The 21,479-nt window shown below is 65.4% G+C and carries 15 protein-coding genes and 3 rRNA genes; 6 read left to right on the top strand and 12 right to left on the bottom strand.

The genetic code is table 11. The features are described 5' to 3' along the window. The first annotated feature begins 5 nt into the window (after positions 1 to 5). The 3 genes from panD (at position 6) to L0M17_RS02295 (ending at position 2,888) form a co-directional block, all read left to right on the top strand. Positions 6 to 431: an aspartate 1-decarboxylase gene (gene panD / locus L0M17_RS02305; protein ID WP_241050838.1), complete on the top strand. Its 426-nt coding sequence runs from the start codon at positions 6 to 8 to the stop codon at positions 429 to 431. A 125-nt stretch (positions 432 to 556) separates the two neighbouring features. Then, positions 557 to 1,492 (top strand): AEC family transporter, encoded by a 936-nt coding sequence (locus tag L0M17_RS02300; RefSeq protein WP_241050836.1) that lies wholly within the window; start codon positions 557 to 559, stop codon positions 1,490 to 1,492. Between the two features lie 412 nt (positions 1,493 to 1,904). Further along, positions 1,905 to 2,888: a hypothetical protein gene (locus tag L0M17_RS02295; RefSeq protein WP_241050834.1), complete on the top strand. Its 984-nt coding sequence runs from the start codon at positions 1,905 to 1,907 to the stop codon at positions 2,886 to 2,888. 45 nt (positions 2,889 to 2,933) lie between these two features. Here the strand turns inward: L0M17_RS02295 and L0M17_RS02290 are convergent, their stop codons facing one another. From L0M17_RS02290 to L0M17_RS02280, 3 genes are all read right to left on the bottom strand, one after another. Further along, positions 2,934 to 5,087, bottom strand: a complete 2,154-nt coding sequence (locus tag L0M17_RS02290; protein WP_372497981.1) for an NHL domain-containing thioredoxin family protein — start codon at positions 5,085 to 5,087, stop codon at positions 2,934 to 2,936. Between the two features lie 46 nt (positions 5,088 to 5,133). Beyond that, complete coding sequence (locus L0M17_RS02285) at positions 5,134 to 7,257, bottom strand: bifunctional copper resistance protein CopD/cytochrome c oxidase assembly protein (protein WP_372497980.1); 2,124 nt, start codon at positions 7,255 to 7,257, stop codon at positions 5,134 to 5,136. A gap of 146 nt (positions 7,258 to 7,403) precedes the next feature. Then, positions 7,404 to 7,688, bottom strand: coding sequence for an HU family DNA-binding protein (locus L0M17_RS02280; RefSeq protein ID WP_043125012.1), 285 nt, complete (start codon positions 7,686 to 7,688; stop codon positions 7,404 to 7,406). Positions 7,689 to 7,858: 170 nt separating this feature from the next. On the opposite strand from L0M17_RS02280, the gene L0M17_RS02275 reads away from it, so the two are divergent. Then, the gene (locus L0M17_RS02275; RefSeq protein WP_241050830.1) at positions 7,859 to 8,707 is read left to right on the top strand and encodes a phosphotransferase; all 849 of its coding nucleotides are present in this window, start codon (positions 7,859 to 7,861) and stop codon (positions 8,705 to 8,707) included. 290 nt (positions 8,708 to 8,997) lie between these two features. Here L0M17_RS02275 and rrf read toward each other — a convergent pair. From rrf to L0M17_RS02230, 9 genes are all read right to left on the bottom strand, one after another. Next, positions 8,998 to 9,114 (bottom strand): 5S ribosomal RNA (gene rrf / locus L0M17_RS02270). A gap of 206 nt (positions 9,115 to 9,320) precedes the next feature. Further along, a 23S ribosomal RNA gene (locus L0M17_RS02265) occupies positions 9,321 to 12,449 on the bottom strand. Positions 12,450 to 13,039: 590 nt separating this feature from the next. Next, positions 13,040 to 14,571: ribosomal RNA gene (locus tag L0M17_RS02260) — 16S ribosomal RNA — on the bottom strand. Together the 16S, 23S and 5S rRNA genes form the textbook arrangement of a ribosomal RNA operon. Before the next feature lie 520 nt (positions 14,572 to 15,091). Continuing rightward, positions 15,092 to 15,715 (bottom strand): MBL fold metallo-hydrolase, encoded by a 624-nt coding sequence (locus L0M17_RS02255; RefSeq protein ID WP_241050828.1) that lies wholly within the window; start codon positions 15,713 to 15,715, stop codon positions 15,092 to 15,094. A 147-nt stretch (positions 15,716 to 15,862) separates the two neighbouring features. Further along, positions 15,863 to 16,168, bottom strand: coding sequence for a 30S ribosomal protein S14 (gene rpsN, locus L0M17_RS02250; RefSeq protein ID WP_043122014.1), 306 nt, complete (start codon positions 16,166 to 16,168; stop codon positions 15,863 to 15,865). 3 nt (positions 16,169 to 16,171) lie between these two features. After that, positions 16,172 to 16,342 (bottom strand): 50S ribosomal protein L33, encoded by a 171-nt coding sequence (gene rpmG, locus L0M17_RS02245; protein WP_043122011.1) that lies wholly within the window; start codon positions 16,340 to 16,342, stop codon positions 16,172 to 16,174. Then, positions 16,342 to 16,578, bottom strand: a complete 237-nt coding sequence (gene rpmB, locus L0M17_RS02240) for a 50S ribosomal protein L28 (RefSeq protein WP_043122008.1) — start codon at positions 16,576 to 16,578, stop codon at positions 16,342 to 16,344. The genes rpmG and rpmB overlap by 1 nt, the downstream gene beginning before the upstream one ends. A gap of 231 nt (positions 16,579 to 16,809) precedes the next feature. Beyond that, positions 16,810 to 17,292 carry an SRPBCC family protein gene (locus L0M17_RS02235; RefSeq protein ID WP_241050826.1) on the bottom strand — a complete coding sequence of 161 codons (483 nt, stop codon included), beginning with the start codon at positions 17,290 to 17,292 and terminating at the stop codon, positions 16,810 to 16,812. After that, positions 17,285 to 17,686: an ArsR/SmtB family transcription factor gene (locus L0M17_RS02230; protein WP_241050824.1), complete on the bottom strand. Its 402-nt coding sequence runs from the start codon at positions 17,684 to 17,686 to the stop codon at positions 17,285 to 17,287. The genes L0M17_RS02235 and L0M17_RS02230 overlap by 8 nt, the downstream gene beginning before the upstream one ends. A 165-nt stretch (positions 17,687 to 17,851) precedes the next feature. On the opposite strand from L0M17_RS02230, the gene L0M17_RS02225 reads away from it, so the two are divergent. Both L0M17_RS02225 and L0M17_RS02220 read left to right on the top strand, forming a co-directional pair. After that, positions 17,852 to 19,096 (top strand): MFS transporter, encoded by a 1,245-nt coding sequence (locus L0M17_RS02225; RefSeq protein ID WP_241050823.1) that lies wholly within the window; start codon positions 17,852 to 17,854, stop codon positions 19,094 to 19,096. A 357-nt stretch (positions 19,097 to 19,453) separates the two neighbouring features. After that, positions 19,454 to 21,466 carry an acyl-CoA dehydrogenase family protein gene (locus L0M17_RS02220; protein ID WP_241050821.1) on the top strand — a complete coding sequence of 671 codons (2,013 nt, stop codon included), beginning with the start codon at positions 19,454 to 19,456 and terminating at the stop codon, positions 21,464 to 21,466. Positions 21,467 to 21,479 lie beyond the last annotated feature (13 nt).

Genomic DNA, 21,479 nt, shown 5'->3' with positions numbered 1-21,479 from the left:
GTGCGATGAACCGCACAATGTTCAAGTCGAAGATCCACCGCGCGACGGTCACGCACGCCGATCTCCATTACGTCGGCTCCGTGACGGTTGACCTTGACCTGCTCGAGGCGGCCGACATCCTGCCCGGCGAGCTGGTCTCGATCGTCGACGTCACGAACGGGGCGCGCCTCGAGACGTACACCATCGCTGGCGAGCGCGGGTCGGGCGTCATCGGGATCAACGGCGCCGCGGCGCACCTGATCCACGAGGGGGACATCGTCATCCTCATCAGCTATGCGGCCATGAGCAACGAGGAGGCACGGGAATTCGTGCCAACGGTCGTGCACGTCGATGCTGACAACAAGGTCGTCGAGCTCGGCACGGATCCCGCAGATGGCATCACGCCCGGCCTCATGCGGCCGCCCTTCGCCATCCAGGCGCACCTCAACTAGGCCCGCTGAACCTCCGATTCGACCCCAACGCGCCGACATGCGAAATCGGTTTCTTTCCGTCGGGAAACGTGCTCTAGGCTGTACCCCGTGCAAAGGACTGACCTGAAAACACGCGGCAGCGCGCCGTGCTAGGGGTCCTTTCCGGATTCTTCGTCGTCTGGGCGATCATCGGTACCGGATGGCTTGTAGCACGGAAGCAACTTCTGGGAGAAGGCGCCCAAACGGTGCTCAGCCGCCTCTCGTTCTTCGTTGCGAGCCCAGCGCTCCTGCTCGACACGCTGAGCAACGCCGACCTCCGCACGGTCTTCTCGTCCCACCTGCTCGTCATCACCGTGAGTTCGGCTCTCGTCGGGATCGTCTCGTTCGGCGCGTTCCGGTTCATCCGGCGACGCCAACTGCCAGAGGCCCTCGTCGCGTCGATGAGCTCGTCGATCGCCAACTCGGGAAACCTGGGCATCCCCATCTCCGTCTTCGTCCTCGGCAACGCGAGCTACGTGGCACCCCTGCTGATCTTCCAGCTCGCGCTGCTCACGCCGTCGTACCTGCTCATCCTCGACGGCACGACGTCGACCGCGAAGCCCGGTGCGGCCCGCGCCCTCCAGTTCGTGCTCCCCGTCGTGACGAACCCGAACATCGTCGGATCCGCCATCGGCCTCGTGCTTGCCGGTACGGGCTGGAAGCTGCCTGACCTCATCATGCAGCCGATCCACCTCATCGGGGGCGCGGCGATCCCGGCGATCCTCATGGCCTTCGGAATATCCCTCCACGGTTCGCGCCCGTTGCGGGCCGACGACGGGCGGCGCCTCGACACGATGCTCGCCTCAGGGATCAAGCTCGTGGTGCATCCGCTCATCGCCTTCGCCTTCGCGCGGTTCGGCCTCGGCATGGGGGGCCATGCCCTGTTCGCCGCCGTAGTGACGACCGGCCTGCCCACCGCGCAGAACGTCTACGTCGCGGCTCAGCGATACCAGCACGGTCTGGTCGTCGCGAAGGACACGGTGCTCATCACGACGGTCCTGGCCGTCCCCGCAATGGCAATCATGGCAGGACTGCTCTCTTAACCCCCCACCCGCCCCGTCTCGGGTACACCAACTCCCCTCCCTAACCATCTCGGGTACACCAACTCCCCTCCCCGCCCGTCTCGGGTAACACAAACTCCCCTCCCCGCCCGTCTCGGGTACACAAACTCCCCTCCCTCGGCCGTGAAGACCCAGGCGGACGACGACGAGGGCCGCCTTTCGCTCGGAAGGCGGCGACGTCGTCGTACCCGGAAGCCGCGGAGGTGGGATTAGCTGTTCCCGAGACGCTCAGGAAGAGGAGTATCCGTACCCGAAATGGTCTGAAAGCCGCGGGCCGCTAGGCTAGCGACATGCTTGCTCTGCCTTCGACCCACATCCGCACGAGTTCCATGTGCGTGGCCGAGGCCACGACGAGCCGCCGGTGAGTGCAGCGTCCGTGAGTGGGGGGACGCGGATGCCGACCAGCCCTCTGCGGGTCGCGCTGCTCTGGGGATTGGGCCTCGTGCTCGCAGTGATCGCTGGAATTGTCTCGATCATGGCTGTGGCCGGTGCGCAGGGACCGGACCAGCCAGTCCGCGCGTATCTGGACGCTCTTCAAGCGGGCGACGGCGGGCGCGCCCTAGGTGCCCTCCACGCCCAGGTGCCGTCCGGCAGCGCCGCGCTCCTCGACGGGGGCCCCCTCCGCGATTCGATGTCCCGCGTCCATGATCTTGAGGTCGGGGCCGCCCGGCCGGCGGCCAACGGCAAAGAGTCGGTGCCTGTTACTTTCACGTCCGGCGGGAAGAGCTACACGAGCAGTTTCCTCGTGGAGGAGACGGGGTCAGATTGGATCTTCTTCCCCCGCTGGAGCATCGTCCCCGACCAACTGCCGACCCTCCAGGCGTCGGTCGTGAATTCATCGCGGGCCACCATCAACGGCGCCGCCGTCAACATGCCCTCCGGCCACAATTCCTTTCCCGTCTTCTATCCGGGAAGCTACGTCGGTTCGCTCCCCGGCGAGTATTTTGCTGCCAGTCCGGTAACGACCGTCGTCTCGCAGAAGACGAGCCCCGAATCGATGTCACTCGACACCAAAGCCACCCCCGCCCTCACCACTGCATTAGACGCCAAAGCCAAAGACTTCCTCGACGAATGCGCCAAGACGGCCTCGTCGCAGCAGCGATTGCAGCCTGACTGCCCGTTCTCCTATTCGACGGACAACCGCATCGTCGACGGGACCATCGCGTGGTCGATCACCCAGTATCCAAGCGCAAGCGTCACGCCGTTCAGCGGCCAATGGACCGTCTCGCCGCTATCGGGAAAAGCGCATCTGACGGCGCGGCAGATCGACCTCTTCACCGGCCAGGTGAGCCAGCTGAATATTGATACAGACTTTATCTTCAGGGTGGATCTGAGCGTCTCGGGTACCACGATTACCATGACTCCGGTCCTCGGCTGAGGCTCCGCCCCAAGACCCCCTCGCTCGATGAAGTAGGGAGCGCGCTCAGTTCATTCCGCGCAGGTCCAGGACGAGCTCAGATTCGGCACCCTCCTGCAGCACGACCGGGATGCCCCAGTCCTGCTGATACAGATGGCAGGCCGCGTGGTCGGGGATCTCCTCCCCGGGAGCGCCGTCGCACGCCGCCGCACGGGCGGTGATGTGCAGTACGCCCTCGACCACCTCGGGATTGAGCTCGAGGGTCCGGAGGAGCCCCTGTGAGGTCCCTGCACCAGCGCGCAGCAGCTCGGGAGGCGTCGACGAGATCTTGAGCTGGGTAGGGTCGCCCCAGCGCTCGTCGAGCTTCTGCCCGGTCGGCGCCTTGAAGCGAACCGTCAGGCCGAGGGCGCCCGGCGCGAGTGCTGACTTGGGCCGCTGCGTCTGGCTCGCGCCTTCGTCGACTTGCTGGGCGTCCTTGGGGATCGGTACGAGAGTGAGCTCGTGGCGGTTGCTCTGGGTCACGAGGAGCAGCGGCTCACCCTCCTCAGGGCGAACGACGACGACGTCACTCGGCTCAGCGAGGGACCGTGCAAGCGTCGAAACTGTCTGCGTGGAAGGGTCGTAACGGCGGACGGCGCCGTTGTACGTGTCCGCGATAGCAACTGAGCCATCGGGCAGCACTGTGACACCGAGCGGGTGCTGGAGGCGGGCTTCTTTAGCGTCGCCGTCCCGGAAGCCGAAGTCGAACAAGCCCTTGCCAACAGCAGTCTCAACCCGAACGCCGCCCCCTGAGCTGTCGGCGTCGACGTCAATCACCACGTGGCGGAGTGCCGAGGTTTCGGAGTCCGCGACCCAGAGGTTTCCCTCGGCGTCAACGGCGAGTCCAGAAGGCTGGGCGAACCAAGCCTCCGGACCCCCTCCGTCCAGCAGGCCTTCGAGCCCTGAGCCCGCAAGGATCGCGACCTCGTTGGTCAGCGGGTCAAAGGTGAAGAGCTGATGCGTCCCCGCCATCGCGATCACCACCTTGCGCAGCTTCTCGCTCCAAACGACATCCCAAGGGGATGACAGCGAAACGTTCCTACCGTGGCCCACGTAACCGATGTCGAACGCGTCGCCAGCATAGTCATTGGCGTGTTCGCCGAGCGCGGGGGAGATGGCATCGTCGTCAGCCGTCTTCGTCCCATCAGAAGCGCCTGCGGCTCCCGGGGCGACCTTCGCCGTCGCCCGTCCTCCAGCCCAGGTCCCGGCTCCATCGCCGTCGACACGAGCTGGGCCGGCGTCGAGCAGCCGCTGGATTCCGTTGCCGGCGATCGTCTCAACATGGCCCGAGCTCAACGTCACCCCGCGAAGGCGGTGGTTGACCGTGTCGGCGACGACGGCGTCGTAGCCGGTCTGCCACGAGATGTCGGCGGGGAGGATTGCGATGCCCTGGGGCTCGTTGAACTGGGCAGCCTGGGCCGCGCCGTCCGCATAGCCCTTTGTCCCGGAACCGATCACGCGCTGGACCGTCTCAAGATCGGCGCGCAGCTCTACGAGGCGGTGATGGCCTGTGTCGACCACGAGGTAGTTACCGTTCTCAAGGGGGACGGTCTGGCCCGGGAACCGGAGGGTGCGGGAGACCGGCTCGGGTGGGACGTAGGGGCCATTTCCGCGGTGGAGGGTGCCCTTCGCCTCGTGTTCCGCGACGAGCTCCTCGACCAGGACTCCCAGGCCTGCAGAATGCCCCTCGCCTGAGAGGTGCGCGACGATGTAGCCCTCCGGGTCGACGACGACCAGCGTCGGCCACGCGCGGGCGGTGTACGCCTGCCATGTGAGGAGCTCTGGGTCGTCGAGCACCGGATGGTGGATCTCGTACCGTTCGACCGCGGCGGCCAGCGCAACGGGGTCCGCCTCGTGCTCAAACTTCGGTGAGTGGACGCCAACGGTCACAAGGACGTCGCCGTACTTCTCCTCGAGCGGGCGCAGCTCGTCAAGGACGTGGAGGCAGTTGATGCAGCAGAACGTCCAGAAGTCCAAAATCACGATCTTGCCGCGCAGGGAAGCAAGATCGACTTCAGTCCCGCCGGTGTTGAGCCAGCCCCGGCCAGCGAGCTCGCTCGCGCGTACGCGATGGGTTGTACGCAGACCAGCGGTGCTGGCGTTGACGGACTCGGCAGACTCGGCGGTCACAGGCACTCCTGACGTGTCGGCGGATAAAGGGTCGTTTAGGGGCAACCCCATTATCGAAGGCTTTGTTCCGGTACCCATCCGGTTGCGTAGCTCCGCGTCACATGCCGCGGGTACGGTCCCTTTCCTCGAGCTTGTTGAACATCGCGTTGTAGGCCTCGAGTTCGGCGTCGTGATCACGGTCGGCAGCGCGATCCCGTCGTTTTGTTTCGCGTGCGTCGGAGCGCGACCACATGACGGCCACCCCGATCGCGACGGCGAGCGTCGGTATCTCGCCGATGCCCCAAGCGACGGCACCGCCCTGCTGCTGGTCGGCAATGGCAGAAAGGCCCCACGATCGGCCAAGGTTGCCGAAGTAGGTCGGCTGGAGGAGCACATTCGAGCCCATGAGGGTGACACCGAAGAAGGCGTGGAAGGCCATCGTCGCAAAGAGGAGGAGCAACCGGAGCGGGTACGGGGCGCGGCGTGGGAGGGGGTCCGAACCGATCATCGTGAGGATGAAGATGTAGCCCGTGAGCGTGAAATGGACGTTCATAAGCTCGTGGCCGATGTGGTCCCGCATCGCGTACCCGAACAGGTCGGAGTAGTAGAAGATGATGATCGAGCCAGCGAAGTTCGCGGCCGCGAACAGCGGGTGCGTGATGAGCTTCGACCACCAGGAATGCACGAAGACGAGGATCCATTCGCGCAATCCTCGGCTGCCATCCTGCCGCGGCTGAAGCGCCTTGAGCGCGAGTGTGATCGGCGAGCCGAGCACAAGGAAGAGCGGCGCGACCATGGTGAGCATCATGTGGTCGACCATGTGCGCTGAGAACAAGACGCGCCCGTACACCGCCGGAGGGCCGCTCGTGATGTAGGTCAAGACAACGAGCCCCGCGTACCACGAGACGCTCCGCGGCCAGAACCACCCGTCACCGCGACGCTGCACCTTCAGAAGACCGAGCGCATAGGTGAGCGCTCCGAAGACCGCAATGGCGACCCACAGCCAGTCCGGTCGCCACTCTGTGAACCAGCGCGGCGTCGTAAGCTCCGGCGGCAGATTGTAGCCAGAGAGGATGAAGGCAGGCGAGGCATCCGAGGCGTACGACGTGGGCTGCGGTGGCGCCGACCGGCTCAGCGCGACCGCGAGGCCGGACACGCCGCCCATGACGATCGCCTCCACGCCGATGAGTTGCCACAGGACGCGTCTCGGCGAAGCCCCTCGCGAGAGCTGTGGGATGACCCATCGCCGGTGCATGTAGCCGATCCCTCCGAGGACGACCGCGAACACGACTTTCCCGATGACGAGCTGACCGTAAGACGACCCGAACAACGCTCCCCAACTGGACACCCGCAGGGAGGCGTTGATGATGCCAGAGACGACGACGAGGATGAAGCAGCACAGGGCGAGCGCAGAGTAGCGTCGCAGGACTGCCTCGATCAGATCGGGCCCGGAGGTTCGCCCCGAAACGGTTCGCACACGCCCGACGAGTGTCCCCCCGAGGAGCGCAAGCACCCCCAGGCCCCCAACCCACAAAGCCGCACCTACAAGGTGAAGGCCTAACGAGTTGACTGCCGCCTCGTGGTCTCCCGAGCTCGCGGAGTGGCCAATCAGGGCCATCGGGACGAGACCGCCAACAGCCAGCAGAAACGTCAGTGCGAGGCCGGTGAGCGAGCGCACCGCGAACAGAAGTGTGCCTACTGTCGCGGCGACGATGACCGTGATGAGCCAGGCCCGACCAACGTCCAGCTGGGTCATGTAGAAGACGAGCTGCTTTGTGAAGTCCGAGCTGCCCGAGACCGGTTGGCCAATCAGATCCGAATCGGTGAAGACAAGAACGGCTACGGCACTTGCGGTCCAAACGAGCGAGGCTACGGTCGCGATCCGGAGTGCGCGGCTGAAGGCAGGGTGTTCCTCGGGCTGACTGGACCCGTCGTCACGCGAACCGCCGTACACGCGCTCCGGACGCTTTACGTGAGGAAGGATGCCGACAGCGAAAGCCAGCCCTCCGATGACGAGCGATGCAGAGATGTTGAGGGCGGTCTGGGCGATCGGCAAGCCCCACCTGACCAGGGCTCCGGGGTCGAGAACCTGCCGGGCACCTGCCGCGCCAGAGAACACCAGGGCGGCAACGAGCACGACAACCGCCGCTCCGACCGCCCCGTACACATAGCCCCTTGCGGTTCCGCGCTCCTCACTGCTGACGTTTGAGGGGGCGGGGGCAGATCGTGTGGAGCTCGGCACCCCACCATTCTCCCAGATGCGCGGGGAGCTGAGAGCCGGGATCTTCGCTATGTGGATAAGACCACGAGGTCGAGCATGCGCAGGACGCAAAAAGCCCTCGCGGGCGGCGATCGTAACCGCCGCCCCCGAGGGCAGAAAGTGTGGTGCTACTTGGTGGAAGCGGCGGCCTTGAGCTTGGAGCCAGCGGTGAGCTTGACGCCGAAGCCAGCCGGAATCTGGATCTCCTCGCCGGTCTGCGGGTTGCGGCCCGTGCGGGCAGCACGCTCGGTGCGCTCGACGGCGAGCCAGCCGGGGATGCTGACCTTCTCGCCATTGGCGACGGAGCTCTCGAAGACCTCGAACAGTGCGTCGAGCACACCGTTGACGGCAGTCTGGCTGAGGTTGGTCTTGCCCGCCACCTCGGCAACAAGCTCGCTGCGGTTCTTAGCCATGTGTCCTCCTGGACGTCGGTTGGTACGTCAGCCCGCGAGCGTTCGCCCGGAACTGCTGGTGACGAAACTACCAGTTAATGCGCGGCGCGCCAGCAGATTCCGCGTGTTTTCAAGGATTTTTGGGCCAAATGGTGCCCTTGGGGCCCTGATCAGGGGCGTAGCGTGGTGCCGTGACCGTCTCACGCGCCGATCTTCTCCCGCGGGAGCAGCTCCGTCTCCTCGACCATTGGCTCGGCGAATGGCATCTAGAGGAGGACATGTCGTGGGGTGTGCAGGACATCCGAGTGCTCCGTGTGAGGAGCCCCGAAGGTCCTGTCGTCGTGAAGGCCAGCCCGACTTTGCATCACATCCAGCGGGAGATCAGGGCATATCGGGATATGACCGAGCCCCTCGGAACGCGGTCCCCGCGCCTCTTGTATGGCAACGGCAGAGTTGGCCTCATAGTCGCGACCTGGCTCCCCGGCCACCTCGTTGAAGGCGGTGCGCACGAATATTCACCGGAAACGTTCCGGCAAGCAGGCGAACTCCTGGCGCTCCTCCACCGGCCAGTTCAAGAGACACCAAGCTATGACCCGGCTGCCATTCACAAGATCGGCGACTTCCTCAATCGAGCCGATCGCCTTGCGCCGCAGCCGCACCTCGAAGCCGCACGCCATCTGCTCCGAACGCACCGCCCGGCGCCCCGGATGCTCTATGCGACGCATGGCGACTACCAACCTCGCAACTGGGTCGAAGACCAAGGCGTCGTTCGGGTCATCGACTTCGGTCGCGCCGGCTACCGCCCGTGGGTCACAGACCTCGTACGACTCGAGCACGCGTACTTCACGGACCATCCTGAATTGAGGAGCGCCTTCCTAGGCGCATATCGGCGCGATCCCGAAGATGAACCCGGCTCCTGGCTCCTCGACAACCTCCTTCAGTCGCTGGGCACCATAGTCTGGGCGCACGACGTCGGTGACGCACCTTTTGAGCAAAACGGTCGCGAGATGCTCGCACGGGTCGTCGAACGATTCGCCTGAGAGAGCGATTCGCCGAAGGATTCGACTCTGGGAGCGACCCGCCCGGGTGCGGTAGCTCCCCGCCCGTCCGGTTTCGGGTACAGATGACCTGTACCCGAGACGCCTGTGGGGGTGGGTTCGCGTACCCGAGATGCCTGTGGGGGCGGTTTTCTGTACCCGAGACGGGGATGCGGGCGGGCCGGTGGGCGCGGGGCCCGGCTTGCCTGTGGTCGTCTCTGGGTGCCTGTGGTGGTCCTTTTAAGTGCGGCGAGGGCCCCACGGTCGTTGTGGGGCCCTCGGCGTGTGGTGCTGTCCGGCGGTGTCCTACTCTCCCACACCCTGGCGGGTGCAGTACCATCGGCGCTGTGGGGCTTAGCTTCCGGGTTCGGGATGGGTCCGGGCGTTTCCCCCACGCTATGGCCGCCGTAACCCTCTCTCCTCGCACCGGCCCCCGGCTGTGCGGGAGTGGTGGGGAAGCGTGCGGTCGCGGTGCGCTGGTGCGCGGTGCTGTGTTCGGTTGTGCTGTGTTCGGTCGTGCTGGTCCCCCGTTGGGGGGGTGTTCCCCTTTTGGGGGGTGTCCCGTGGGGTTGTTGTCCGGGGACCGTAGAGTGGACGCGGGCAGTGCCGTTGTGTGTGTGTGAGGCTGTCGGCCTATTAGTACCGGTCGGCTTCGCAGGTCTTTGGTCCCTGCTTCCACGTCCGGCCTATCAACCCAGTGGTCTGCTGGGGGCCTTCAGGACAGATGTCCTTGGAGATCTCATCTCGAAGCGGGCTTCCCGCTTAGATGCTTTCAGCGGTTATCCCATCCGAACGTAGCCAAGCAGCGGTGCACCTGGCGGTACAACTGCCACACCAGAGGTTCGTCCGTCCCGGTCCTCTCGTACTGGGGACAGCCCTTCTCAGATCTCCTGCGCGCGCAGCGGATAGGGACCGAACTGTCTCACGACGTTCTAAACCCAGCTCGCGTACCGCTTTAATGGGCGAACAGCCCAACCCTTGGGACCTACTCCAGCCCCAGGATGCGACGAGCCGACATCGAGGTGCCAAACCATGCCGTCGATATGGACTCTTGGGCAAGATCAGCCTGTTATCCCCGAGGTACCTTTTATCCGTTGAGCGACGGCCCTTCCACGAGGTGCCGCCGGATCACTAGTCCCGACTTTCGTCCCTGCTCGAGATGCCTCTCTCACAGTCAAGCCCCCTTGTGCACTTGCACTCGCCACCTGGTTGCCGACCAGGCTGAGGGGACCTTTGGGCGCCTCCGTTACCCTTTGGGAGGCAACCGCCCCAGTTAAACTACCCGTCAGGCACTGTCCCTGGCCCGGATCACGGGCCGAGGTTGAGATGCCCAAAGCGACCAGAGTGGTATTTCAACGGCGACTCCACCGGCACTGGCGTGCCCGCTTCGCAGTCTCCCACCTATCCTACACAAGCCGCTCCGGACACCAATACCAAACTGTAGTGAAGGTCTCGGGGTCTTTCCGTCCTGCTGCGCGTAACGAGCATCTTTACTCGTAGTGCAATTTCGCCGAGCTCGCGGTCGAGACAGCGGGGAAGTCGTTACTCCATTCGTGCAGGTCGGAACTTACCCGACAAGGAATTTCGCTACCTTAGGATGGTTATAGTTACCACCGCCGTTTACTGGGGCTTGAATTCTCCGCTTCACCCCACGGAGGGGGCTGACGGGTCCTCTTGACCTTCCAGCACCGGGCAGGAGTCAGTCCGTATACATCGTCTTGCGACTTCGCACGGACCTGTGTTTTTAGTAAACAGTCGCTTCCCCCTGGTCTCTGCGACCCCTCCCCCCTCGGGCCAGCGCGTGGCCTCCAGGGTCGGGGTCCCCCTTCTCCCGAAGTTACGGGGGCATTTTGCCGAGTTCCTTGACCGCGATTCTCTCGATCGCCTCGGTATCCTCTACCTGATCACCTGTGTCGGTTTGGGGTACGGGCGGCTAGGACCTCGCGCCGATGCTTTTCTCGGCAGCATAGGATCACCCGATCCCCCCTCGCGGGGGTCCCGTCGGACCTCAGGCACATGGACGGCGGATTTCCCTACCGTCCGCCCTACATCCTTGGACCAGGTCAACCATCGCCTGGCCGGGCTGCCTTCCTGCGTCACACCTGTTAATGCGCTTGCCTCGGGGCCTCGGTTCCCGCGCTCACCCCGCACCCCCCGCCCCGAAGGGCGGGAAGGGCGACGGGGATCCGTCGGTTAGCATCGGCCCTCCGGCACTGGCGGTCCTTCGCCGGTACGGGAATATCGGCCCGTTGTCCATCGACTACGCCTGTCGGCCTCGCCTTAGGTCCCGACTCACCCAGGGCAGATTAGCTTGACCCTGGAACCCTTGATCATCCGGCGGACGGGTTTCCCACCCGTCTTTCGCTACTCATGCCTGCATTCTCACTCGTGCGGGCTCCACCGCTCGGTCACCCGGCGGCTTCAGACGCCCGCACGACGCTCCCCTACCCAGCCCCACCCCTGAACCACGAAGGCTAGGGACGCATGGGACTGCCGCGGCTTCGGCGGTGTGCTTGAGCCCCGCTACATTGTCGGCGCGGAATCACTTGACCAGTGAGCTATTACGCACTCTTTCAAGGGTGGCTGCTTCTAAGCCAACCTCCTGGTTGTCTCTGCGACTCCACATCCTTTCCCACTTAGCACACGCTTGGGGGCCTTAGCCGGCGGTCTGGGCTGTTTCCCTCTCGACCACGGAGCTTATCCCCCGCGGTCTCACTGCTGCGCTGGTCTTGCCGGCATTCGGAGTTTGGCTGACGTCAGTAACCTGGTCGGGCCCATCGGCCATCCAGTAGCTCTACCTCCGGCAAGGAACACGCAACGCTGCACCTAAATGCATTTCGGGGAGAACCAGCTATCACGGGGTTTGATTGGCCTTTCACCCCTACCCACAGCTCATCCCCTCCATTTTCAACTGAAGTGGGTTCGGTCCTCCACGACGTCTTACCGTCGCTTCAACCTGGCCATGGGTAGATCACCCCGCTTCGGGTCTAGACCGCGCCACTGAACGCCCTGTTCAGACTCGCTTTCGCTGCGGCTCCCCCACACGGGTTAACCTCGCGACACGGCACTAACTCGCAGGCTCATTCTTCAAAAGGCACGCCATCACCGGAACAAGCCGGCTCTGACGGATTGTAGGCGCACGGTTTCAGGTACTCTTTCACTCCCCTCCCGGGGTACTTTTCACCTTTCCCTCACGGTACTGGTCCGCTATCGGTCATCGGGTAGTATTCAGGCTTATCAGGTGGTCCTGACAGATTCACACGGGATTCCTCGGGCCCCGTGCTACTCGGGGACACCCGCAAGGACGAAAAGCAGGGCATTCACGGCTACGGGACTCACACCCACTCCGGCCGGCCGTTCAAGACCGTTCGCCTATACCCCACCACGCCCCGGCACGCCGGCAGACGCACCAAGCAGGACCCCACAACCCCATGCGCGCAACCCCTGCCGGGTATCGCACGCGCACAGTTTGGCCCTCGTCCGCGTTCGCTCGCCACTACTGACGGAATCACTGTTGTTTTCTCTTCCTGCGGGTACTGAGATGTTTCACTTCCCCGCGTTCCCCCCACACCGCCTATGCGTTCAGCGGCAGGTCACCGCACATGACATGCGGCGGGGTTTCCCCATTCGGACACCCTGGGATCACCGTCCGGTTATCGACTCCCCCAGGCTTATCGCAGATTCCCACGTCCTTCATCGGCTCCCGATGCCAAGGCATCCACCGTACGCCCTTGAAAACCTCGCACCCACACGGGCACAAAAAAACACTTCCAAGGAACAAGGCCCGCAACCCCACCACCCGAAAGCAGCAGGGCGCAGGACCAAGAAACAAAAAGAAGAAATTGCACACGGCACCACACGACCCCCGCACCCCCCACAGAAAGGGAGGCACCCGGGCCCATGGCACCGCAAGATGCTCGCGTCCACTATACAGTTCTCAAACAACAACCCCCACCGGCCCCCCGCACCCCACAAGGGGACAACGGGGAGGACCCGGAAGGGAACAGATCCGGGACTGCTGCCCCAGGACCCAACAGCGTGCCACCACCCGCACACCCCCCACCAAGGGAAGGCGCACGCGCCGGCCCGGCCCCACCGGGCACCGCAGCCGCTTTCCAGCCCCAGCACACCCCCCGCACCCGCACAGAGACGGGAACAGGGAGGGCACGGGACGTACTCGCACCACGGCACCCCACAGGGCGCCAGGCCATCCGATATGACGTTCCACCCACGAGCACCCGCCGCAGGGCATCCGCCTGCGCAACGGGCTCCCACCTGCCCCACGGGCACACCGGCGCAGCGCGCCGGCACCCGCAACGGGGAGGGGCTCCTTAGAAAGGAGGTGATCCAGCCGCACCTTCCGGTACGGCTACCTTGTTACGACTTAGTCCCAATCGCCAGTCCCACCTTCGACGGCTCCCTCCCCACAGGGGGGTTGGGCCACCGGCTTCGGGTGTTACCGACTTTCGTGACTTGACGGGCGGTGTGTACAAGGCCCGGGAACGTATTCACCGCAGCGTTGCTGATCTGCGATTACTAGCGACTCCGACTTCATGGGGTCGAGTTGCAGACCCCAATCCGAACTGAGACCGGCTTTCTGGGATTGGCTCAGCCTCACAGCATCGCAACCCTTTGTACCGGCCATTGTAGCATGCGTGAAGCCCAAGGCATAAGGGGCATGATGATTTGACGTCGTCCCCACCTTCCTCCGAGTTGACCCCGGCAGTCTCCCATGAGTCCCCACCTTCAAGTGCTGGCAACATGGAACGAGGGTTGCGCTCGTTGCGGGACTTAACCCAACATCTCACGACACGAGCTGACGACAACCATGCACCACCTGTGGACCGGCCCCGAAGGGAGGGACTGTCTCCAGCCCTGTCCGGCCCATGTCAAGCCTTGGTAAGGTTCTTCGCGTTGCATCGAATTAATCCGCATGCTCCGCCGCTTGTGCGGGCCCCCGTCAATTCCTTTGAGTTTTAGCCTTGCGGCCGTACTCCCCAGGCGGGGCACTTAATGCGTTAGCTGCGGCGCGGAGGACGTGGAATGCCCCCCACACCTAGTGCCCAACGTTTACGGCGTGGACTACCAGGGTATCTAATCCTGTTCGCTCCCCACGCTTTCGCTCCTCAGCGTCAGTTACAGCCCAGAGACCTGCCTTCGCCATCGGTGTTCCTCCTGATATCTGCGCATTTCACCGCTACACCAGGAATTCCAGTCTCCCCTACTGCACTCCAGCCTGCCCGTACCCACTGCAGACCCGGGGTTGAGCCCCGGGCTTTCACAGCAGACGCGACAAACCGCCTACGAGCTCTTTACGCCCAATAATTCCGGATAACGCTCGCGCCCTACGTATTACCGCGGCTGCTGGCACGTAGTTAGCCGGCGCTTCTTCCGCGGGTACCCTCACCACCGAAGCGGCTTGTTCCCCGCCGAAAGGGGTTTACAACCCGAAGGCCGTCATCCCCCACGCGGCGTCGCTGCATCAGGCTTGCGCCCATTGTGCAATATTCCCCACTGCTGCCTCCCGTAGGAGTCTGGGCCGTGTCTCAGTCCCAGTGTGGCCGGTCACCCTCTCAGGCCGGCTACCCGTCGTCGCCTTGGTAGGCCATCACCCCACCAACAAGCTGATAGGCCGCGAGCCCATCCAAGACCGCACAAGGCTTTCCACCCCCCACCATGCGGCAGGAAGCGGACATCCGGTATTAGACCCAGTTTCCCAGGCTTATCCCAGAGTCAAGGGCAGGTTGCTCACGTGTTACTCACCCGTTCGCCACTAATCCACCCCCGAAGGGGCATCATCGTCCGACTTGCATGTGTTAAGCACGCCGCCAGCGTTCATCCTGAGCCAGGATCAAACTCTCCGTCAAAAAACAAAAAAGCACAGGCAGCCGGCACGCCCCGGAAAAGGACACCCCCGACCACCAGATCCAAGCCAAAAACCCAGCCCGCACACACGAGGGCGCACAGGCCAGGCAATACAGCCATCAAAAAAAATGGCGTCAATCGAACATGGCACACTATTGAGTTCTCAAACAACAGGCCCAGAAAGTACATCCCCCAGGCACCAAAACCCGGGATATCTCCCAACCGAACGAGGTAAAACTTTATCGGTTTTCCCGCTCTCCCGCAAATCCGCGCTATCCGCTCGAATTTGCCAAGAGGGGCTCCTTTTCGCCCGTTCCCAGCCGATTCGGACATGGTCCAACTCGACTGTTGAAGGTTCGGATTTCAAGGATTCGTGCCGCTCACTGCTCGGCGGCAACCCGGACTACATTACAGGCTCCCCAAGGGCCTCGCAAATCGGTCGCCCGTGGGCTCCGCGCCCGTCCGCACCCGCCCAGCCAAAGCCCTCGCATACCGCCAGCACCCCGCGGGCAACCCCGTGCTTCAGAGGGCCGACAACTCGCGGATGCGCCCGTGCCCAGGACAGAGCCATCGCGCACCGAGTCCGGCGATCAGGTCGAGGGAAGCCTTGGCCTCGCTCAGGTCACTCGTGAGGGCCCGCGGCATGAGTCGCAGGCCCTTGTCGGTCCCGCGCACGGCATCCCCGGCGAAGACGACCTCCTCGAAAGTGAAGACCATGTGCCCCGGCGTATGCCCGGGAGTGGCAATCGCCTTCACTCCGGGGAATGGTTCCTCCCCGCCGTCGAGCAATTCAAGACCCCCTGCAACCTCGGGCGCCTCCCGCCGCGCAAGGAGCCGACGGAACCACGTCGCCGGCGGTCGCTTCCCTTCGAGAATCTCGGCGTCAGCACGCCCGAGCCACACCCTGGCACCTGTAGCGCCTTGAACGGCCGCCGCGGCTCCCACATGGTCGAGGTCCGCATGGGTCACTAGCACGTCCGTCACACGGTCGAGCAGTCCTGCGCTCGTCAGCTCTTCGATCACCCGGCCACTCCCCGCGGGCATTCCGGGGTCCACGACGGCGACCGCATCGCCGTCGACCACTGCATAGCCGTTGGATCCGACGCTCCGCTGGAGCTTGTAGACGGACGGATAGATGCTCTCCATGGGTCCCATGCTGCCCGGCCCCGCCCCTCGAACGGAAGGCCCAGCGCCGCGAACGGAAGAGGGTTCCGGGAACGCCGAAGGGGCGGCACCCCATCGGGTGCCGCCCCTTCGGACGTGGCTGACGCTGCGCTCAGGAAGCGCAGGCCTCTACCAGGACGACTTCGTGACGCCCGGCAGCTCGCCGCGGTGCGCCATCTCACGGAAGCGCACGCGGGAGATCCCGAACTTCTGGAACGTGCCGCGCGGGCGGCCGTCGATCTGGTCGCGGTTGCGGAGGCGGACCGGCGAGGCGTCGCGCGGAAGCTTCTGCAGGCCGAGGCGAGCGGCCTCGCGGGCCTCGTCCGACGCGTTCTCGTCGACGAGGGTCTTCTTCAGCTCGGCACGCTTCGCGGCGTAGCGCTCAACGATGACCTTGCGCTGCTCGTTGCGGGCAATCTTGGACTTCTTGGCCATGGTTTAGCGCTCCTCTCGGAAGTCGACGTGCTTGCGGACGACCGGATCGTACTTCTTCATCACGAGACGATCGGGGTCGTTCCGACGGTTCTTCCGGGTCACGTACGTGTAGCCGGTGCCCGCGGTGGACTTGAGCTTGATGATCGGACGTGCGTCCTTGTCCTTCTTGGCCATCAGAGCTTCACACCCTTCGCAAGCAGCTCGGCGACGACCGAGTCGATGCCGCGCACGTCGATGGTCTTGATGCCGCGGGCCGAGACCGTGAGGGTCACGTTACGGCGCAGGGAAGGCACCCAGTAGCGCTTCTTCTGGATGTTCGGATCGAACCGACGCTTGGTGCGGCGGTGCGAGTGGGAGATTGAGTGACCGAACGCGGGCTTGGCCCCGGTCACCTGGCAATGAGCTGCCACAGTTCGCTCCTCCAAGTTGTAGTCAACAGTTGCAGTAAAAATGACGGTCCGCAGATGCGTCCCGCCACCTTGATGCACCGTAGTTCTGCAGCTTTCCGGAGGGTGACCAGGCGGGGTGAGAGCCAGCCGAAGTTCCTCGCCGCGGGTTAGACGGTGTCTTCAGTGCCGAGAAGTGGACTCCACTGCATACGACAGCGTTAAATACTAGGCCGCGCGTGCGGGGCCTGCAAATCAGGCGGTCTGGGATGGTGAGACGCCCGCCCCCTCGTCCAGGATTTCCCGCAGACGGCGGAACAGGTGGCCTCCCCAGCCGCCGCCCATGATCTTACGGGCCAGCTGGTCGTTCTCGTGATCTGGGCGGAAGCCTGCCTGCACAAGGCTCAGGCGCGTGCCGCCGTCGTGCGCCTCGAGGCGGAAGGTGACCGTGGTCTTCATGTCATTCCCGGGCGATGCATCCGCCCACGAGATGACCAGGAGCTCCGGCTCGCGCAGCTCGAGGACCTCGCACGCGGTGACGCCCGAGAAGCGGGTCGCCTCGATCGGCGCGCTCCGGAACGTGAAGCGATGGCCGACGACGGGTGCGAAGTCGTTGGGCATGAGCCACTTGGCGAGCAGCTCGGGCGTGGTCAGAGCGCGCCAGACGACGGCGGGAGGGTGCGGGAGGAAGTCGTCGACTCGGATCTCGGTGGGATCGGCGGAGTTGGCGTCAGTCACGGGAAGTGTCCCTTTCTTGAGCGGATTCATCCTGAACGGATTCATCCTGAGCGGATTCATCCTGAGCGGATTCGTCGAGCAGCGCGGCGAGCCGCGAGACGCGTCCCCGCCAGAACTGCTCGTAGGGTTCGAGCCACGCCCGCAGGAGCGAGAGCGGCTCTGGAGTGAGGGAGTAGTACCGGTTGCGCCCCGCCTGCCGTTCGGCGACGAGGCCGACGGCGCGAAGCACCCTGAGGTGTTCGGCAACGCTCGGCCGGGCCATTTCGTAGCGGTCGGCGAGCGATTGAGCGGTCTGCGGCCCCTCGAGCAGCGCAGCGAGCAGGTCCCTGCGCACGGGATGCGCGAGGGCTCCGAACACGTGGTCCGTCGGGGTCTCCCTGCTCTGCCGTGGCACGGGTTCCACCATACGTAGGAAATTTCCTACGCGTCAAGCCACCCTAGGACTCCTAGGACCACCTTTCGGCGCCCCGCCCGCACTCGGCCTGTGGTTCTCTAGAAAGAACACGTTGAACGACCAGCGGGCCAGCCCGCAGGCGAGTCCCGCAGAAGGGACTGCCCCATGGCTGCCGAGAAGCAGCCCACAGCCACCGCGGCCAGCAGCGTTCGCCCCTCGCCGCCCGTCCGTTCCCGGAACCTCCCGTGGGCCCCCCTCGTGGTGCTCGCAGCGCTGGGGTTCACGGCCGTGACGACCGAGCTCCTCCCGTCCGGGCTCTTGCCCCAGATCAGCCGCGACCTCCAGGTCGGAGAGTCGACGGTGGGCTCCCTCACGGCCGCCTATGCCGGCGTCATTGTCGTCACGGCGTTGCCGCTCTCGAAGTTCCTCGCGGGAAGGGTTCCGAGGAAGCGACTCCTCGTCGGCGTCGTCTTCCTCTTCGCGCTCAGCAACGTCTTGCTCGCGGCCAGCCCCGTGCTCGCGCTTGCCGTAGCGGCGCGCCTCCTGGGCGGCATCGCGCACGGCCTGCTGTGGTCCACCATGGCGCCCTATGTGGCCAAGATCGTGCCGGCCGACGCCATGGGCCGTGGCATGGCCGTCGTCTTCAGCGGCAACAGCATCGCGATGGCCGCGGGCGCCCCGCTCGGGACGCTCCTCGGCGGAATCATGTCCTGGCGAGCCTCCTTCCTCGTGCTCGCCGGAGTGGCCGCGGTGCTCGGCGTGCTCGCGATCCTGCTGCTCCCTGCCATAAGCCTCAGCGCCGCGAGCGCGCGCCCCTCGATCCGCCTGGCCGTCCGTCAGCCCGGCGTCGTGACGGTCGCGACGGCGTGGCCGCTTCTCCTCTTCGCCCACTTCGCGCTCTTCACCTACATCGCCCTGTTCGTCCGCGCCGAGGCACTGCCCGATGCCGCCACGAGCGTCTCCCTCTCCGTCATCGGAGTCGCGGGTCTGCTCGGGATCTGGGCTGCGGGCATCACCGCCGACCGTTTCCCGCGCAGGTCCCTCATCGTGACCATCGCGGTCATCGCGATTGCCTTCGCCGCCATGCCGCTGTTCTCGGGGACGTGGGGTGGCCTCATCACGCTCACCGCGCTGTGGGGCGCGGGGATCGGCGCGGTGGGCATCTACAACCAGGCAGCCATCCTCCGGGCGGGCGGTGAACAGGGGGAGGCCGCCAACGGGCTGAGCGTCGTGACGATCCAGCTCGGCATCGCGCTCGGCGCGGCCTACGGGGCGCTGTCCCTCAGCGTCGCCGGCGCCCAGTTGGTTCCGCTCGCCGCCGCCATACCGGCCGCGGTGGCGCTCGGGATGACCGTGGTCGGGCGGCGCCACGCCTATCCGCCCGGACGTGGCGAGGGTGGGCCGCAATAGGTTCCGGCCAGCAGAAAACCGGCCAGCAAAAAAACGGCCAGCAAAAAAGGGTCGCCCCAGCGTGCGTTTGGGGGAAACACGCGCCGGGGCGACCACAGGCGGCGATGCGGACGTATGGGGGAATGCCCGCATCAACCGCCAGTAAGGCTACCGTCCGATACGCGGCGAACCGGCGTTCTTAGCGCGTCCTTAACGCGGACTTCGCAGCTTGCGCGCGAAAGGTGCGCGGCCGTCGTCGTACGTCCCTTGGGCACAGCGCCGAGAGGCGCCCTACCCGCGGGTAGTACCCCGGCGTAACATAGAAAGACAGCTGAAGGGTCACCGGCCCACGGCGGCCCCGGGAGCGAGGGAGCTGCCATGACCACGGACACGACGACGACCGGGACCCACGCCGAATCCGACCCGAACGAGCCCCAGCCGGAGTCGCAGCCCGAGGGCCACGAGCCGGGGTGGGAGGAGTCCCGCGCCGTTGCGGAGGCCAGCCGGGAGACGACGTGGACGCGGCCCAGCTTCGCGAAGGCCCTCTACCTCGGGGACTTCCAGTGGGACCTCCTGTACCCGCCGCCGGTCGCACCGCAGGAGGAGGTGGCCGAGGGCGAGGAGTTCCTGCGGCGCCTCGAAGAGCTCGCGCGGGGGATGGACGGGCGCAGGATCGAGTCCGAGGACCGCATTCCCGACGAGTACATCCGCGGCCTCGCCAACCTCGGCGCCTTCGGAATGAAGATCCCGAAGGAGTACGGGGGCCTCGGGCTCTCGCTCGTCTACTACGGCCGCGCACTCATGCTCCTCGGAACCGTGCACCCGAGCATTGGCGCTCTGCTTTCCGCTCACCAGTCCATCGGCGTCCCGGAACCCGTGAAGATGTTCGGCACCGAGGAACAGAAGCACGCCTTCCTCCCGCGGTGCGCGGCCGGAGCCGTGACGGCATTCCTGCTCACCGAGCCCGACGTCGGCTCCGACCCCGCGAGGCTCACGACGACGGCGCAGCTCGCCGAAGATGGCCAGAGCTACGTCCTCGACGGTTCCAAGCTCTGGACGACGAACGGCGTCGTCGCGGAGCTCGTGGTCATCATGGCAAAGGTCCTCCCCCACGACGAGGCGGGGGACGTGCCAGCCGGGAAGGGCGGCATCACCGCCTTCGTCGTCGAGATGGACACCCCCGGGATCACGGTCGAGAACCGCAACTCCTTCATGGGCCTCAAGGGCCTCGAGAACGGGGTGACGCGCTTCGACAGCGTGCGCGTGCCGGCAGCCAACCGGGTGGGCCGCGAGGGGCAAGGGCTCAAGATCGCGCTGACCACCCTGAACACGGGGCGCCTCTCGATCCCAGCCCTGTGCGCGGGCGGAGGGAAGTGGTCGCTCAAGATCGCGCGCGAATGGTCGCAGGCCCGCGTCCAGTGGGGCCGGCCGATCGGCCAGCACGAGGCGGTCGGGAAGAAGATTGCCTTCATCGCGGCCACTGCATTCGCGCTCGAGTCCGTCTTCGAGCTCTCCGCTGCCCTCGCCGATGCCGGCATGAAGGACGTGCGGATCGAGGCAGCGCTCGCGAAGATGTGGGCGAGCGAAATGGCCTACCGGGTGGCCGACGAGCTGGTGCAGATCCGCGGCGGCCGTGGGTACGAGACGGCCGATTCCCTCATGGCACGCGGAGAACGCGGGGTCGCAGCCGAGCAGCTCGTGCGGGATATCCGGATCAACCGCATCTTCGAGGGATCGACGGAGATCATGCAGCTGCTCATCGCGCGCGAGGCCGTCGACGCCCATCTGGCCGCGGCCGGGGACCTCGCCCGGCCGGACGCAACCCTCGCCGAAAAGGCCCGGGCCGCGAAGGACGCTTCCGGCTTCTACGCCCGCTGGCTCCCCAAGCTCCTCGCGGGGCCAGGCCTCGACCCGCGGTCATTCCGCGAGTTCGGTCCGCTCGGAAAGCACCTCCGCTACGTTGAGCGCGCCTCGCGGCGGCTCGCGCGGCACACCTTCGCCGGGATGGGGCGGTGGCAGGCCGGCCTCGAGCACCGGCAGGCGTTCCTCGGCCGGATCGTGGACATCGGAGCCGAGCTGTTCGCGATGGCGGCCTCCTGCAGTCGGGCCGAGTTCCTCCGGACCAGCGGAGCGCCGGGCGGGGACAGCGCGCGCGACCTCGCCGACGCATTCTGCGAGCAGTCCCGACACCGCGTCGAAGCGCTCTTCGACGCGCTCTGGGTCAACACCGATCCCGCCGATCACCGGCTCACCCGCCGCGTCCTCGACGGGGACTTCACGTGGCTCGAGGAGGGCATCCTCGACCAGTCCGAGGGAACGGGGCCGTGGATCGCCGAGCGCCGCGAGGGTGCCAGCGGGAAGCCGGACGTGCGACGGCGGGTGGGCGACTAGCGTTCGATGGTCA

It is taken from the genome of Sinomonas terrae (genome assembly GCF_022539255.1).
In the GTDB taxonomy this organism is placed as follows: domain Bacteria; phylum Actinomycetota; class Actinomycetes; order Actinomycetales; family Micrococcaceae; genus Sinomonas; species Sinomonas terrae.
The sequence above is the reverse complement of the archived record's forward strand: the minus strand, read 5'-3'. Positions and strand labels throughout refer to the sequence as shown.